The organism is Marinicellulosiphila megalodicopiae, assembly GCF_045862395.1.
GTDB classification, from domain to species: Bacteria; Pseudomonadota; Gammaproteobacteria; order Pseudomonadales; family Natronospirillaceae; genus Marinicellulosiphila; species Marinicellulosiphila megalodicopiae.
Genome location: NZ_AP023087.1, coordinates 1,607,817 through 1,624,835, shown reverse-complemented (window position 1 = coordinate 1,624,835; position 17,019 = coordinate 1,607,817). Strand labels below are relative to the sequence as shown.

Genomic DNA, 17,019 nt, shown 5'->3' with positions numbered 1-17,019 from the left:
AAATAAGGCAGCTTAAAGCTGCCTTGTATATTTTTCTTTTTTTATTTCTTAATAATTTTGACCAGAACATACACCTGTTGAGATGTTGTAATTACCACATGAAATTGGTGCAGTCCAATCCGCAACTAACTTAGCCGATTCTTTTAAATGATCTGTCCAAGCATCACCAATTACGCCACCTTTAGTTGCCCAAACAATATCGAATTGGCCATCTGCAGTGATTTCACCAATTAATACTGGCTTAGTTAAATGGTGGTTTGTATTCATAACTGCATAACCGCCGGTTAAGTTAGGCACTGTGATTCCATACATTGCTGCACGAACTGTATCCACATCAGTTGTGCCTGCTTTTTCAACTGCTTCTGCCCACATTTTAAAACCGATATAAGTTGCTTCCATTGGATCATTGGTTACACGATCTTCATCACCTGTGAACTCAACCCATGCATCAATGAATTCGTCATTGATATCACTTTCAGCGCTCATGAAATAGTTCCATGCTGCTAAGTGTCCTACTAATGGAGTGGTATCAAAACCAGATAATTCTTCTTCACCAACTGAGAAAGCAACAACAGGAATGTCTTCAGCAGAAATACCTTGGTTACCTAATTCTTTATAGAAAGGAACGTTTGCATCACCATTAATAGTAGAAACTACGGCTGCTTTTTTACCAGCTGAACCGAATTTTTTAACGTCAGATACAATTGTCTGCCAATCTGAGTGTCCAAAAGGTGTGTAGTTGATCATGATGTCAGCATCAGAAACACCTTTAGATTTTAAGTAAGCTTCCAAGATTTTGTTTGTTGTACGTGGGTAAACATAATCTGTACCTGCAAGCACCCAACGTTTCACACCGACTTCATTCATTAAGTAATCAACAGCTGGAATCGCTTGTTGGTTTGGCGCAGCACCTGTATAGAAAACGTTTTTAGAAGACTCTTCGCCTTCGTACTGTACTGGGTAAAATAATAAACCGTTTAATTCTTCAATTACTGGTAATACTGACTTACGAGAAACTGAAGTCCAACATCCAAAAATAACATCCACATCTGCTTTTTCCATTAACTCACGAGTTTTTTCAGCAAACAAAGGCCAGTTAGATGCAGGGTCAACCACAACCGCTTCAAGTTGCTTACCTAACAAACCGCCTTTTTTGTTTTGTTCTTCAATCATCATCAAAACGGTATCTTTTAATGTGGTTTCAGAAATGGCCATGGTGCCAGATAGTGAATGTAGGACACCTACTTTAATAGTATCAGCCGCTTGTGCTACAACACTTACACCTGCAGTTAATGCAATTGCACCACAAAGTGCTGCTTTTTTTATCAATGTTTTCATTGTGATTCTCACCTTTAAGTTTATGAAATAAGAAATTTGTATATTTCCTCGAAGTAGCCTATTACAAATGCTGTGCCAATTTATTTATTTTAAATATTTAAAACAAATATTATTTTAAATCCCCTGTATTTAAAGGGTTTAAAAAACTTTGAAGACTTTAATTTCTTAATTATTTCATTCAAATTTGACGATACTCATTGATCAGTCTTATTTTATCGTGCACCAAAAAAAAACACTTAAAGTAACGATCTAGAAAAAACGCACCAAATCCAGACAAAGTTTTATTTGTCTGGATTGATCTATTCTTTTTGGTGCGATTTGTTTTTAATTATCCCCAATTTCTTACATTGTTAGTAAAAAATATTGTTGTGAAGAATTTGATAATGGGCATAATAGTGTCATGACTATAGCAACTAAAATTATTCAAAATAAATACTGGAAGGCCAGTTTATCGCTTTGCTTAACGCGTAAATTATCTAAATCCGTATTAACAAAATGCCACCATAATGGCCCTTTACGCATACAACGTCCTTTTTATCCAGAATCGGATTTATGCCCACATTTGTACATCCTTCACCCCCCAGGAGGATTTGTTGCAGGGGATGATGTGCAAATTAATGTACATGCACAAAACAATGCACAATGTTTGCTCACCACCCCCGCTGCTGGAAAATTTTATGGTGCAAAAACCTTAGAACAAACTCAACTACAAAAAACCACACTTATCCTTGACGAACAAAGTTGTATTGAATACCTCCCCCAAGAAACCATTGTATTTGATAGCGCAAAAGCCAATAACTTTTGCGATATTCATTTACACAAGTCAGCTACGTTATTTTACTGGGACACCTTTTGTTTAGGTCGACTTAAAAGTGGTGAGCACTTTTCTACAGGTTACATTAATCAAAATGTGCGTATTTTTTGTGATGATCAATTAATTCATATCGAAAGAAATCAACTTAATGCACAAAGTGAATTATTTAAAAGCCCCGCTGGGTTTTCTAACTATCCTGTATTTGGAACATTCTATGCTTACAGCGAAATATTTTTAAATAAAGAAAACTCTGTTTTGATTGAAAATCTTGAAAAGAAATTATTCGAAATTCAAAAAAACGAAGACTTCTATATAGCACTGACACAAAAAAACGGATTATTAATTGCCCGATATTTAGGCAATAATGCCGCACACGCACAAACACTTTTTAAACAGGTCTGGGAAACATTACGCCCCATTGCAAAAAACACCCCTGCCTGTCCACCACGAATTTGGAATACATGAGGACTCCTTTATGGAACTTTCACCTAGAGAAAAAGATAAACTATTAATTTTCACAGCCGCTTTATTAGCAGAACGCCGATTAGCTCGGGGCGTAAAACTTAACTATCCAGAATCTATTGCCTTTATAAGTGCATGGGTAATGGAAGGCGCACGTGATGGCAAAACCGTTGCTCAATTAATGAGTGAAGGTCGTGAAGTGTTAAGTATTGAACAAGTGATGCCTGGTATTTCTGAAATGATTCACGATGTACAAGTCGAAGCAACATTTCCTGACGGTACTAAATTAGTCACCATTCATAATCCCATTGTGTAAATTAAGGAGCGAATCATGATTCCAGGTGAATACAAAATTAAAGATCAGGCCATTGAAATAAATGTCGGTCGTAAAACTTTAACGTTAACTATTGCCAATACGGGTGACCGCCCAATTCAAGTAGGCAGTCATTATCATTTTTATGAAACCAATGCTGCATTAGATTTTGATCGTGAATCCACTAAAGGCTTTCGCTTAAACATTGCAGCAGGCACCGCAGTAAGATTTGAGCCGGGCCAAACTCGTGAAATTGAATTAGTGGAATATGCAGGCACCAAAACCATTTATGGGTTTCGTGGTCTTGTGCAAGGCAAATTAGCTTAAGGGGTACATTATGAAAATTGATCGTAAAAGTTATACAGACATGTTTGGCCCTACCGTTGGTGACAGCGTTAGATTAGGCGACACTGAATTATGGGTACAAGTTGAGAAAGATTTCACTACTTACGGCGACGAAGTTAAATTTGGCGGAGGCAAAGTCATTCGTGATGGTATGGGACAGTCACAATTAGACTCAAAACACACCCCTGACACAGTGATTACTAATGCACTAATCATTGATCATTGGGGTATTGTCAAAGCCGACGTTGCCATAAAAGACGGTCGTATCAGTAAAATTGGTAAAGCTGGCAACCCTGACATTCAAGATAACGTTGATATTATTGTTGGCCCTTGTACAGAAGTAATTGCAGGTGAAGGCAATATTTTAACCGCAGGTGGCGTAGACAGTCATATTCACTATATATGCCCTCAACAAATTGATGAAGCATTAGCCTCTGGTGTGACCACCATGATTGGTGGCGGAACAGGACCTGCGACAGGCACAAATGCAACAACATGCACACCAGGGCCTTGGCATTTAAAAATGATGCTTCAGTCTTGTGATGACTTTCCTATGAACTTTGGTTTTTTGGGTAAAGGCAACGCAAGTTTACCAATGGCATTAGAAGAGCAACTTGACGCTGGCGCCATGGGTTTAAAATTACATGAAGATTGGGGCACCACACCACAATCAATTGATACCTGTTTGAGTGTCGCAGATAAATACGACGTGCAAGTGGCGATTCATACCGACACATTAAATGAGTCCGGGTTTGTAGAAGACACCATTGGTGCATTTAAAGATCGTGTGATTCATACATACCATACTGAAGGCGCAGGTGGTGGACACGCACCGGATATCATTACAGCCTGTGGTTTATCAAATGTCTTACCGTCATCAACCAACCCTACTCGCCCGTACACTATTAATACAGTGGACGAGCATTTAGATATGTTAATGGTGTGCCATCATTTAGATGCCAACATTCCAGAAGATGTGGCATTTGCAGATTCTAGAATACGTAAAGAAACCATTGCATCTGAAGATATACTGCATGATTTAGGGGCTTTTTCGATGATTGCGTCTGATTCTCAAGCAATGGGTCGTGTAGGTGAAGTCGTGATACGTACTTGGCAAACCGCTCATAAAATGAAAGTTCAGCGTGGTCCATTAGAGGGCGACAGTGAATTTAGTGATAACAATCGTGTTAAACGTTACATTGCTAAATACACAATTAACCCTTGTATCACTCATGGTATTTCTCATGAAGTGGGTTCAATCGAAGAAGGCAAGCTTGCAGATTTAGTGTTATGGAAACCTGCATTTTTTGCAACAAAACCGACACTCATTATAAAAGGTGGCGCGATTGCAGTGGCTGCAATGGGCGATCCAAATGCGTCGATTCCTTCACCTCAACCTGTACATTATCGTAAAATGTTTGGCTCATATGGTAAAACACCATCGCAAACTTCTGTGCACTTTGTTTCACAAGCCTCAATTGATTTGGATATTCAAACAAAGTTTGATATCAAACGAAATTTAGTTGCCTGTAAAAATACAAGAAACATCAGCAAACAAGATATGATTCATAATACGTATCAACCAAACATTACGGTTGACCCTGAGACATACGAAGTAAAAGCTGATGGACAGTTATTAACCTGTGAGCCAGCAACAGATTTGCCGTTAGCTCAACGATATTTTTTATTTTGATGTGTAGGTTCGAAATTAATTGTGAAAATATTTTAAAAACGATATTAGTCTCGGAATAAATCCCGAGCTTACAAATTACAAAGGTTATGTATGTCTGTCATTGAAATAACAAAAGTCATTGGTGACCACTGTCATGGTGAAATCCAAGGTGTCATTGAATTAACATTTGATGATCGAAAAAAAGCACGCTTAAAAACACAAACCACTGACGGTACAGACATTGGTTTATTTTTACCTCGCGGGAATGTATTACCTGATGGATTTATTGTAGCGACTGAAGATAATCAGTTTTACAAAATCAAAGCCAAAAAAGAATTAGTCATGCAAGCAACCTGTGATGACTGGTTAACGTTTTCAACCGTGTGTTATCACCTAGGAAATCGTCATTTAACCCTTGAAATACAACCTCTTACGCTTTTATTTCAATCGGATCATGTCTTGGCCGATTTGTGTAAACATTACAATTTAAAAATAGTTGAAGTTGAATTACCGTTTAATCCATTAAACGGTGCTTATGGTGAATTTGGCGGACACTCTCATAACGACGGTTTAGATCATTCTGCAGAACACACATTAGCTAACAAAGTAACCAGTGAGCACAGCCATTAATGAACACTTCGCTATTAAGCTCTTTGCAATTATTTAATTTAATATCGCCAGCATTACCTATTGGTAATTTTGCTTATTCTCAAGGCATTGAATATGCCATTGATGAACAATGGCTAAAAACAGAAGAAGACATTTATAAATGGATTCAATCTGTATTAGTTCATTCTATATCTCACTGGGACTTACCTTGCATTGCACAAATGAAAACAGCCATTGAAAATAATGATGCGCATCTATTAAAAGAAATTAATTTCACATTATTAGCCAGTAGAGAAACCAAAGAACTGTGGACTGAAGACCAGCAAGTAGGCAAAGCATTATTGTTGTTGTTAAAAAATCAAGACATTCAATATGATGCTGATTTTTTAAACAAACCTACTGTGGCACTAGGGTTTGCATTAGCCAGCTCTCATTACAAAATGGATACTCACAGTATTTTAATGGGATATTGCTGGGCGTGGTGTGAAAACCAAGTGGCGGCATCAGGCAAAATAAAACCCCTTGGCCAAACACAAATGCAACGAATTTTACAAAAATTAATGCCTGATATAGAACAAGCAATACAGATAGCAAATGGTTTAAATTTTGAAACCATGGGTAATTCGTTACCTATCTTTGCGTTATCAAGTAGCCTACACCAACATCAGTACAGTCGATTATTTCGTTCATAACAAACAAAATATTTAACAAATTTAAAAAGGGTAAACAACATGTCATCAAAACAAACATTACGCGTCGGCATCGGTGGACCCGTGGGTTCTGGTAAAACCGCTTTAATCACTCAGCTGTGTTTAAAACTTCGAAACAAATACAATATGGCCGTAGTGACAAACGATATTTATACAAAAGAAGACGCTCAATTTTTATTGCGTAATGATGCGTTAGAAGAAGATCGTATTATGGGTGTTGAAACCGGTGGCTGTCCTCATACCGCCATTCGCGAAGATGCTTCCATGAACTTAGCGGCCATTGACGAATTACAACAACGCCATGCAAATTTAGATTTAGTGATTATTGAAAGTGGTGGTGACAATTTAAGTGCGACATTCAGTCCTGAATTATCAGATTTAACCCTTTATGTGATTGATGTTTCAGCTGGTGATAAAATTCCACGTAAAGGTGGCCCTGGCATTACTAAATCGGATTTATTAATCATAAACAAGATTGATTTAGCACCCATAGTTGGTGCGTCGTTAGATGTGATGGATCGTGATGCTAAAAAAATGCGTGGCGACAAACCGTTTGTGTTTGCCAACATGAAAAACCAAACTGCCCTTGATGAGATTATTACGTTTATTGAAACTCAAGGAATGTTGTAAGTTATTATTATCACCTTTGACAATTAAATCGTCGAAGGTGATAGTAATTTTAAGTCACTGGATCCCCGACGAAAAGATACCGAGGATGACAAATTAAAAATAAAGGAAGTTAACATGCCAACAAAATTTATAGTTTTCACTTTGATCAGTTCAGTCATATTACTTGGTTGTGATAAAAAAATTAAACCGACACCTATTACAAATGGTTTCACGTCATTGAATGGAAAACACCATGCTGAATCTCAATCTAAATATGTTTCAACTGGAGGAATTCTTCCTACTACTTCGTATGAACATGACGTAGTAGAATCAAAATCAGATACTCAACCTGACCTGATTTGTAGTTCATGCCATACTGGCCCACTTACCGTAAATGAATTAACACCATTAGGGAAAAAGACACAAAGTAATTGGATTACAAATGATAAGGTAATTCAAAATTAATTATAAATTAAAATAACTCAATAATTTTTGTGTAGCTAATTCTGGATTATCCGCACTGCAAATAGCACTCACCAATGCAACTGAACCCACATTAGATTTCAACACTGTCTCAATATTATTAAACCCAATACCCCCAATCGCACATAATGGATAATGCACTTTTAAAATAGTCACCCATTTATTTAAATTATCTAACCCTACCACTTGCACTTCTTTTGTATTTGTTGGGAATATTGCACCAATAGCAATGTAACTCGGTTTAATACTTTTAGCGATGCAAAACTCCATCTCTCCATGCGTGCTAATTCCAATTTTAACACCCGCCTTTCTTATGGCTTCGATATCTGCAATTTGAATATCTTCTTGCCCTAAATGCACACCATATGCCTGATATTTAATTGCCAATTCCCAATAGTCGTTTACAAAAAATTGAATATTATGTTTGTGACATATCTCAACGCACTGTTTAATCGACTGTTCTAATTGCTCGCCTGCTTGATCTTTAATGCGTATTTGAAGGGTTTTAACTCCCCAGCCCGCTAAGGTCTTAATCCATTTAACGCTGTCTACCACGGGATATAATCCAAGTGGCTCGCACAATTCAAACGGTATTTGCTGTTTATTTAATACATGATGCGACACATCTGGAAAATCATTTAGATCTTCACTTTTACTAAATTGTTTTAAAATATAAAACCCATCAATTGAAACGTGAGTGTCTTTAATTGATTTTTGTAAACTTGCATTTGCCATGGTGATGGCATCATTGATTGGATACTCTAAAAGAAATACGGCCAACAAACTTGAAAAGCTGCAACCTGTGGCTCTAACTTTTTTAGCTTGTTTAATATTATGGAAATATAAATCGGGTTCACTTTTAATACAAAGTTGATCCACAATATAGTCTTGAGAAACATCATGATGACCGCCCTTGACATAAACAGCCTTCACACCCGTTTGAAATAATTGCTCAATATTTTTATGACACAACCATTCAAACTCATCATAATTTGGCGTAATGATTGTGAAAAATTTTAAAAGTGGTTTTAAATCTTGCAAACTTAATTGATTAAAAGACAATCCACTGCTGGCACTTAAAACAGGATCGTAAACAATTGGAACATTTAATTGATGTTGTGCTAAGAATCCCGCTATCACGTTTACTTGCTCAACATCGACCAACACACCCATTTTAATGGCATCGGGTTTATGTTTTTTTAACAATACGTTTAATTGATCTTTTAATATTTGAGCGTTTATTTTTTGTAATGAAACAGATTGATCGACACTTTGTGCAGTTACTGCTGTGGCAATATTACAAGTGATACAATCAAAGGCGTTAAATACTTTTGTATCTGCTGATATTCCAGAAATACCAGCACTATCTAAAGCGGCAATGGTCCAAATGGTTTTCATATTAATGTGTCTATTATTTTTGCTGATGCCAAAACGGCATACCAATTGTAGGTGTCGATGCTTGCGCGGTTTGTCTGGATTGTATTTTTCCAGCAAGATACGCATCTCTTCCGGCATCTACTGCCGACTTAAACCCATTTGCCATACGTACGGGATCATTTGCCTTGGCAATGGCGGTGTTTAATAATACGGCATCAAATCCCATTTCAAGAGCAAGACAGGCATCAGAAGGTTTACCTAAACCGGCATCAATAATCATAGGTACATGATCTATACGTTCACGTAATGTTTGCAATGCATAAGGGTTCATTAAACCTTTAGCTGTGCCAATGGGTGAGCCCCACGGCATTAATACTTCACAACCTGCATCTAATAATCTTAAGTTAAATACTAAATCGTCAGTACAAAATGGCAACACTTCAAACCCGTCTTTAATTAATATTTTAGCCGCTTCTACGGTTAAAAATGGATCAGGTTGTAAATTGTAATCGTCCCCCACCACTTCTAATTTAATCCAATTGGTATTAAATATTTCACGAGACATTTTAGCTAATGTCACCGCTTCTTGAACGGTTTTACACCCTGCGGTGTTGGGTAATAATTCACAGCCTGTTTGTTGAATTAATTTCCAAAACTGTTCTCCACCCTGCTCGTTTGGGTTTTGTCTACGCAAACTTAACGTCACAATGTTTGATGCTGATTGTTTGATTGCATCTAACATTATTTGTGGCGAAGGATACATGGCTGTACCAATTAAAATACGACTTGAAAACGTTTTTGAATATAACTTCAAATCTTCCATCGTTTAACCACCTGCAATAGGGGTTAAAATATCAATGGCGTCTTTTTCATTAATGATTAATTCTTTATATTGTTCTCTAGGCACAAAATCGGAATTGACCGCAATGGATATCATGCGTTTTTCAATATTTAAAAATGTTAAAATTTCACTCAAATTTTTATTTTTTTCTACGGTTTTTTGTTCGCCGTTGACACTTATATTTATATTGTTCTCATTCATAGGACACCATCCAATGATATTGATGTGATTGTTTTTTTAGAATATTCATTACTGTATTAATCACTTCGGGAATCAGTAAATATCCATGTCGATATAAACCATTTACACACATCACATTATTACTAATTTTTATGACAGGATTATTATCTAACATAGCAGGTCGTAAATTAGCGTCAATTTCTAACACTCGACTTTCAGCAAAGGCAGGATGCACACTATAAAGTGCACTGCCTAATTCCATCATGGATTGTAAACTCATCGGGCTGTTGTCATGACTTTCAATTTCAGTCGCACCAATTACATAACGATGATTCGGTTTAGGCACAATATATAGCTTATATCTTGGATGCATAAATCGAATCGCGTGTTTGATGTTTACTTCTTTGCATTCAACATGCATCACTTCGCCGCGCACAGAGCGTAAGTTTTCCACATTCGAGCCTATTCCACGACAATCAAATACAAAATCAAACTTTAATTTTTTATCGTCAAATTCAACAACGTTATCCACAATGTCACACTGACAATTATCAATAACAGTAATATGATTGTTTAAAATAAATGTTTTAAGTGATGTCAATAATTCACGATTATCAATATAGGCTTCGTCGTTTAAAAATAATCCTGACTCAAAATTTTGACCAATCATTGATTCTTTTTCAAGAAGCAGAGTTTTATCTAACCACTTGTATGGCTGCTTATTTAGATCATGTTGTGTGAGTTTAAAATCAATTTCCTGTTGAAACTGTGTTAATTCATTTTGATCTAATGCATGAGCCAACACGATGGAACCGCAAGATTGATAATCGACTTTTCGCCCAGTTTGCTGCTCTAACTTTTTAAGCCAATTTGGCCATTGAGTTAAAGCTGCCAACCCCATATCGTAAATTGCTCGATCACTGACGCACAATTCACTTAATGGACTGATCATACCAGCGGCTGTTTGCGCAGCACTTGTTGATTGTGATAAATCATCTTTATCAAACAAGTGAATATTTAAATCGGGGTACTCGTTTAACAATCGCCAAACAAGCATTCTCCCAACTAAACCTGCACCTACAATGGCAACCTGTTTCATTGACTCAATCATAATTAAACTTCTTGGTACAACTCGCTGCCTTCTTTTTTGAATTTTTCAGATTGCTCTAACATGCCTTTTTCTTTTTCTTCTTTAGCAGCGGCATAATCTCGTACTTCTTGAGAGATTTTCATTGAACAAAATTTCGGGCCACACATCGAACAAAAATGCGCCACTTTAGCAGAATCTTTTGGTAACGTTTCATCGTGATAAGCAATGGCAGTATCAGGATCAATCGCTAAATTAAACTGATCTACCCAACGAAATTCAAAACGCGCTTTACTCATTGCGTTGTCCCAAACTTGAACACCTGGGTGTCCTTTTGCTAAATCAGCGGCATGGGCTGCAATTTTATAAGCAATTAAACCTTGCTTAACATCATCACGATTAGGTAAACCTAAATGCTCTTTAGGTGTCACGTAACATAACATCGCACAACCAAACCATCCGATCATGGCCGCACCAATACCTGATGAAAAGTGATCGTAACCTGGAGAAATATCTGTCACCAATGGGCCTAATGTATAAAAAGGCGCTTCGTCACAGTGTTTTAATTGCTCGTCCATATTTTCTTTAATCATGTGCATTGGCACGTGACCTGGACCTTCAATGAAACATTGCACATCATGTTTCCATGCAATTTTACAAAGCTCACCTAATGTTTTTAATTCTGAAAATTGTGATTCATCGTTTGCATCGGCAATACAACCTGGACGTAAACCATCACCTAATGAAAATGTCACATCATAAGCTTTCATGATTTCACAAATTTCTTCAAAGTGTGTAAATAAGAAATTTTCTTCGTGATGCGCTAAACACCATTTAGCCATGATTGAACCACCACGCGAAACAATACCTGTCACTCGTTTAGCAGTCATTGGTACGTAACGTAAAAGAACACCTGCGTGAATGGTAAAGTAACTGACACCCTGCTCTGCTTGTTCAATTAACGTGTCACGAAATAATTCCCACGTTAAATCTTCAGCGACGCCGTTTACTTTTTCTAGTGCTTGGTAAATGGGAACCGTACCAATTGGCACTGGCGAGTTACGCATAATCCATTCGCGTGTTTCATGAATATTTTGACCGGTTGATAAATCCATTACCGTGTCAGCGCCCCAGCGTGTAGACCAAACTAATTTTTCAACTTCTTCTTCGATGCTTGATGTAACCGCAGAGTTACCAATGTTTGCGTTTACTTTAACTAAAAAGTTACGACCAATAATCATCGGTTCTAATTCTGGGTGATTAATGTTTGCTGGAATCACGGCACGACCTGCCGCGACTTCTGATCTTACAAATTCTGCTGTGATTTCTTTTTGCGTATTAGCGCCATAGTTTTGCCCTGGGTGCTGACCTACATCATCAGATTGCGCGGCTACTAAGTTTTCACGCAGTGCGATGTATTTCATTTCATCAGTAATTATTCCTTGACGTGCATAATACATTTGGGTGACGTTTTTGCCTGGTTTTGCTTTGCGAATTTTTGCCTTTGATTGAAAACGAATGTCCTCAAATAATAAAGATTGATCTCGCACAGCACCAAAACTACTGGTATGACTGTCTAATATTTCTGTATCTTCACGATCATTTACCCATTGATCACGAGTACGGGGCAGTCCTTTTTTTACATCGATTTCAATGTTTTGATCAGTATAAGGACCGGAGCAATCGTATAATCGTACAGGCGGATTTTTTTCGACGGTGCCGTTGGATAATTTAGTATCACTTAACGTAATTTCGCGCATCGGAACACGAATATTGTCTTGTTCAATATAGATTTTTTTTGAACCAGATAAAGGTTCACGGGTGATTTTAGCGTTTTTAGAAATAGGAGAAGTCATAACGTTACTCTTTAAAATAATACAAAGAAAACGCGCACGAACAAAATAAGAGAATGCCAAATTTGGAGACACATTGAGGCTCTTTCTTGTTTCCTACGCAGGTGTTAACCTGATCAGGTTCAACGGGTCCAATATTTTGGTCTCAGCCCTTTATGCATTTAAGCAAACGGGCACCCCGACAAGATCTTGAGAAAATTGTAACATAAAAAATATCGAACTCACGTAATAAAATAATTATTTTATTTTATTTTATAGATTCGATCTAATTATTTATTTAAAAGATTTTTTTGAAATTTTAGAAAGACTAACCAGAACGAATCAGTCTTATTTTGAAGTGATTTCTAAGGTTTTAATATAAGTTTGCTGCAATATTTTTGCATCAACACTTGCTCGGTGACGAGTATGATTCATGGCATCGCCGATTTCTTTTTTGGTTTTATCCCAAATCTCTAACTGAGCCTGAGTTAATATTTTTGTTACGGTCTCTAATTTAAAACGCTGAAAAATCCCCACATCATTATACAGCAACCCTAACCAACTGCTATCAAACGACCAACCATCTGAATACAGAATTTTACCAATAAATTTTTCATTTAAGCTTAAAGCAACATCTTTCGCACTGATTCCAGCTTTCATTAATACATCTCTTGAAATTCCATGTATTTCAGCAGCACCTTCATCCCAATGAGTCCAATGATCTTCTGGTTTTATTAATAAACTCATTACTTTTTGATTTTCATCAGCCACACCCACTTCAATGGGATAACTACCACGCCCAAAACCTGACGCTTCTAAATCAATAAAAAGTGGGACTGAATTTAATTTATTAGTATTCAAGCTGATTTAAGCTCTCTGTGGTCATGGCCAATACTTTTTCATCTGGCTTTTGTTCAACTAACAACCCTTCAAGGTAAAACTCTAAGCTAGAAATACCATCTGCAAAAGCCTCTAGCTTTTCACTTGCCGGAAATTGATCCCCCTCTAATAATTTAAGGTGAACAAAATTCATGGCTTTTGCGACTAAATTTGCAGCATCGATACAATCTAAGAAAATCAATGCACCTCGAACACTATTTAAAGTTTCAAGAACATTGGTTAAATGATTTTTATCATCTTGTGAGTCAACAAATAATGAAATAGCACGTTTAGCTTGAGACAAACCAGACTCAGCTTCATCGATTAATACAACTCTAGCTTCTTTAACAAGCGTCAAAATCGCAATTTGTTTTTCATCCATTCCTGTATATTGCTCTTGGCTTCCGCTTTTGATTCGAGCAATTGCCGTTTCACAATATAGCACTGCATCTGCCACACCATTTAGAGTTTCAGAGCTTACTGCTTTAGACTCATCTAATTTATCAACGATTACAGACTGCTGTTTTAATACATTACTTGGACTTGGCAATCCAATTATCGCCAATACTTCAACTATTTTATTCATCAACTGAGCAGCCAACTTTGAATCAAAGTCTTTACCTTCAGCCCTTGCCGCAGTATTAATCATATCTTTAATGATTTCTAAATCTTCATATATGGCTTTTGATAAAGAATTGGTAGTTGATTTACCAGGACTGAACAACATTTCACGCTGCTGCTGTATTTGATTTTCAAAATATTTGACTTCACTTAATTGATAAAGTGATTTGACTTGGATTACGTTTGCATTATCTTCATTCATAATTGCAATCAAGTACAACATTTCTTTCACTAAAGAACGTGACGGTTCAATAGAAAATTCAGATTCACCATTTTTAATTAATCTTGCGATACTTCTATCGATTTGAATTAAAAATATTTTACGCTCAAATTGCATCTGTGCATTTGAATGTGCCATGCATTCTAATGCAATACTGCCCACCCAAAACATGGGCGCAATCTCGCTATCTGCGCAGATTTGATCAATTCGCAACAAAGCTTGGGACATATATTTTAATGCCGCTTTGGTTCTTTCGCCATTTAACACACTTAAAAAAGCTGCTTGGTACATTTGACGATAACTACGCAATTGTACTGAGGTTTGATCAGTGAATTTAAATGCTTTGCTTGCAGGCTTTTTGAAATCTTTTAATTGGTATTCATAGAAATGACTTTCTTTTAATAAAGATAGTTTTCTTATTTTACGAATGCCATTGATAGTAGGAATTAGCAATAAAGGTAAATCGATTGGATTAGCATCCAAATACTCTAAATATCTAGGAAGAATAATCATTGCTTGACTGATTGCATCAAATTGTTCTGCTAATGCTGATTTATCCACTTTACCATCAATAGGTAACATATTTAGCAAATGTATCATTTCTTCAGTTAAAAGCGATGCGCCTTTATCTTCGATGACTACAAAAATACCTCGACTTTGACTGATAAGCTCTATGCAGCGCTCAATTGCTGATAAATTGTTTAAATCCGTCGAAAATTCCTCAAGCGCTATTTGAGCTTGAGTTAACGTATTTTCTAATTCCTGTTTTACTGCTTTAAAAGACGCTGTATTTGCCATTGAAAACCTTTAAAGATCGAATATCGTTTTAATGTGCTGTAAAGAAGCGGAAAAACCACTCTCAAATTATTTTGTGCTATCGTGCTATATAGGGGCATAAATTAACAGCTACGATTTCCTAAATTGTAGCCTCAGTCAAAGTTTGACTGGTTATTTCTGATGCCGACCATTGAATTTGAACCATATACTATATAATTGACGCCGATTTTGCAGATTTTTTTTCTATCAAAATCAATTAAATTAGGATCACAGTATGAAACACTCACTATCCGCTTCGTTTTTCCACAATTTCATGGGCAATACCCCTAAATGGTATAAGTTAACCATTATCGGATTTTTAATCCTAAATCCAATAATATTTACGATCAATCACACCGCAGCTGGATGGATCTTAGTGATTGAGTTTATTTTCACCCTCGCCATGGCGCTTAAATGTTACCCATTAATTCCAGGGGGCTTACTTGCAATTGAATCAGTTGCAATTGGAATGACGGGGTCATGGAGTAACGAGTCTGGACATGGCTTCGAGGCAACCTTATCGGTAATGCATGAAATTGAAAACAACCTTCCTGTGTTGTTATTGCTTATGTTTATGGTGGCTGGCATTTACTTTATGAAGGATTTATTACTTTACACCTTCACTAAATTACTTCTAAAAATCAGAAATAAAATCCTACTTGCACTGACTTTTTCTTTTTCAGCCGCAATACTTTCAGCATTTTTAGATGCTTTAACCGTTACAGCCGTTTTAATTTCCGTGGCAGTTGGTTTTTATTCTATCTATCACAAAGTTGCTTCTGGTAAACATTTCAATCACAGTCACGATCATTCAGATGATCAGCACTTACAAGAAATTCACCGAGCGGACTTAGATCAATTTCGATCCTTTCTTCGATCATTAATTATGCACGGCGCAATTGGAACGGCATTAGGTGGATCAATGACATTAGTTGGCGAACCACAAAATTTACTCATTGCAAGTAAGGCCCATTGGGATTTTATTGAATTCGCGTTACGTATGGCTCCTGTTACCGTTCCAGTGTTGTTTGCAGGTTTACTCACTTGTATTGCTTTAGAAGTATTTAAAAAATTCGGTTACGGCGATACGATTCCAAAAAGTGTGTATCAAATACTATTAGATGACCAAACTTTAAAGGAAAAGAAACAAACCACCCACCAAAAAGCCAATTTAATAATACAGGCTCTTGTTGCCGTTTTTTTAGTGGTAGCGCTTGCAACTCACCTTGCAGAAGTAGGGGTAATTGGCCTTGCAGTCATTATACTATTAACCGCATTTACAGGAGCCATTGACGAACATCAAATTGGAAAATCCTTTGAAGAAGCCCTGCCATTTACCGCATTGCTTGTTGTATTTTTTACCATAGTTGCTGTAATTGATCATCAACACTTATTTACTCCAATGATTACCTGGGTTCTTACCTTACCTGAAGCTTCCCAGCCTGGGATGTTTTTCATTGCTAATGGTGTGTTATCGGCAATAAGTGACAATGTTTTTGTGGCAACTGTATATATAGGTGAAATTGATAGAGCATTACAAGCAGGAAGTATCAGCAAAGAACAATTTGAGCTACTTGCCGTGGCTATTAACACTGGTACCAACCTGCCAAGTGTTGCAACCCCAAATGGGCAGGCTGCATTTTTATTCTTATTAACCTCTGCCGCCGCACCACTTTTAAGATTATCCTACGGAAAAATGGTTTGGATGGCACTTCCCTACACGGTTGTGATGGGCACATTAGGATATATCTGCGTGACATTTCTTCTTTAGCTAACTAAAAAGGCGTAACTTTAAAGTTACGCCTTTTTAG

17 protein-coding genes and 1 riboswitch are annotated in these 17,019 nt (G+C 36.8%); of the genes, 9 read left to right on the top strand and 8 right to left on the bottom strand.

From position 1 onward, the window contains the following. Positions 1-48: 48 nt before the first annotated feature. Complete coding sequence (urtA, locus tag TYM08_RS06760; protein WP_422382206.1) at positions 49-1,338, bottom strand: urea ABC transporter substrate-binding protein; 1,290 nt, start codon at positions 1,336-1,338, stop codon at positions 49-51. Positions 1,339-1,738: 400 nt separating this feature from the next. On the opposite strand from urtA, the gene TYM08_RS06755 reads away from it, so the two are divergent. From TYM08_RS06755 to TYM08_RS06720, 8 genes are all read left to right on the top strand, one after another. Continuing rightward, a complete protein-coding gene (locus tag TYM08_RS06755; protein WP_422382205.1) occupies positions 1,739-2,617 on the top strand; it encodes an urease accessory protein UreD in 879 nt (292 codons plus the stop codon). Positions 2,618-2,627: 10 nt separating this feature from the next. Continuing rightward, positions 2,628-2,930, top strand: coding sequence for an urease subunit gamma (locus TYM08_RS06750; RefSeq protein WP_422382204.1), 303 nt, complete (start codon positions 2,628-2,630; stop codon positions 2,928-2,930). A gap of 15 nt (positions 2,931-2,945) precedes the next feature. Beyond that, entirely contained in the window at positions 2,946-3,254 is a 309-nt protein-coding gene (locus TYM08_RS06745) for an urease subunit beta (protein WP_422382203.1), read from the top strand. A 10-nt stretch (positions 3,255-3,264) separates the two neighbouring features. Continuing rightward, positions 3,265-4,965 carry an urease subunit alpha gene (gene ureC, locus TYM08_RS06740; RefSeq protein ID WP_422382202.1) on the top strand — a complete coding sequence of 567 codons (1,701 nt, stop codon included), beginning with the start codon at positions 3,265-3,267 and terminating at the stop codon, positions 4,963-4,965. Positions 4,966-5,055: 90 nt separating this feature from the next. After that, entirely contained in the window at positions 5,056-5,574 is a 519-nt protein-coding gene (gene ureE / locus TYM08_RS06735) for an urease accessory protein UreE (protein ID WP_422382201.1), read from the top strand. Further along, positions 5,574-6,245 carry an urease accessory protein UreF gene (locus TYM08_RS06730; RefSeq protein ID WP_422382200.1) on the top strand — a complete coding sequence of 224 codons (672 nt, stop codon included), beginning with the start codon at positions 5,574-5,576 and terminating at the stop codon, positions 6,243-6,245. The genes ureE and TYM08_RS06730 overlap by 1 nt, the downstream gene beginning before the upstream one ends. 39 nt (positions 6,246-6,284) lie before the next feature. Continuing rightward, entirely contained in the window at positions 6,285-6,893 is a 609-nt protein-coding gene (ureG, locus tag TYM08_RS06725; RefSeq protein ID WP_422382199.1) for an urease accessory protein UreG, read from the top strand. Positions 6,894-7,007: 114 nt separating this feature from the next. Then, entirely contained in the window at positions 7,008-7,337 is a 330-nt protein-coding gene (locus TYM08_RS06720; RefSeq protein WP_422382198.1) for a hypothetical protein, read from the top strand. Here TYM08_RS06720 and thiE read toward each other — a convergent pair whose 3' ends face one another. The 7 genes from thiE to TYM08_RS06685 form a co-directional block, all read right to left on the bottom strand. Further along, positions 7,338-8,753, bottom strand: a complete 1,416-nt coding sequence (gene thiE / locus TYM08_RS06715; protein WP_422382197.1) for a thiamine phosphate synthase — start codon at positions 8,751-8,753, stop codon at positions 7,338-7,340. 13 nt (positions 8,754-8,766) lie between these two features. Next, positions 8,767-9,555, bottom strand: a complete 789-nt coding sequence (locus tag TYM08_RS06710; RefSeq protein ID WP_422382196.1) for a thiazole synthase — start codon at positions 9,553-9,555, stop codon at positions 8,767-8,769. A gap of 3 nt (positions 9,556-9,558) precedes the next feature. After that, complete coding sequence (gene thiS / locus TYM08_RS06705; protein ID WP_422382195.1) at positions 9,559-9,774, bottom strand: sulfur carrier protein ThiS; 216 nt, start codon at positions 9,772-9,774, stop codon at positions 9,559-9,561. Further along, on the bottom strand, positions 9,767-10,864 hold the full coding sequence (locus TYM08_RS06700) for an FAD-dependent oxidoreductase (protein ID WP_422382194.1): 1,098 nt from the start codon (positions 10,862-10,864) through the stop codon (positions 9,767-9,769). Before TYM08_RS06700 ends, thiS begins: the two co-directional genes overlap by 8 nt. A 2-nt stretch (positions 10,865-10,866) precedes the next feature. After that, on the bottom strand, positions 10,867-12,696 hold the full coding sequence (gene thiC, locus TYM08_RS06695) for a phosphomethylpyrimidine synthase ThiC (RefSeq protein WP_422382193.1): 1,830 nt from the start codon (positions 12,694-12,696) through the stop codon (positions 10,867-10,869). 73 nt (positions 12,697-12,769) lie between these two features. Next, positions 12,770-12,884: riboswitch (TPP riboswitch) on the bottom strand. 136 nt (positions 12,885-13,020) lie between these two features. Next, positions 13,021-13,533 carry a hypothetical protein gene (locus tag TYM08_RS06690; protein WP_422382192.1) on the bottom strand — a complete coding sequence of 171 codons (513 nt, stop codon included), beginning with the start codon at positions 13,531-13,533 and terminating at the stop codon, positions 13,021-13,023. Then, positions 13,523-15,190, bottom strand: a complete 1,668-nt coding sequence (locus TYM08_RS06685; protein WP_422382191.1) for a hypothetical protein — start codon at positions 15,188-15,190, stop codon at positions 13,523-13,525. Before TYM08_RS06685 ends, TYM08_RS06690 begins: the two co-directional genes overlap by 11 nt. A gap of 253 nt (positions 15,191-15,443) precedes the next feature. Between TYM08_RS06685 and nhaB the strand changes: the two genes are divergently transcribed. After that, positions 15,444-16,979 (top strand): sodium/proton antiporter NhaB, encoded by a 1,536-nt coding sequence (gene nhaB / locus TYM08_RS06680; protein WP_422382190.1) that lies wholly within the window; start codon positions 15,444-15,446, stop codon positions 16,977-16,979. Positions 16,980-17,019 lie beyond the last annotated feature (40 nt).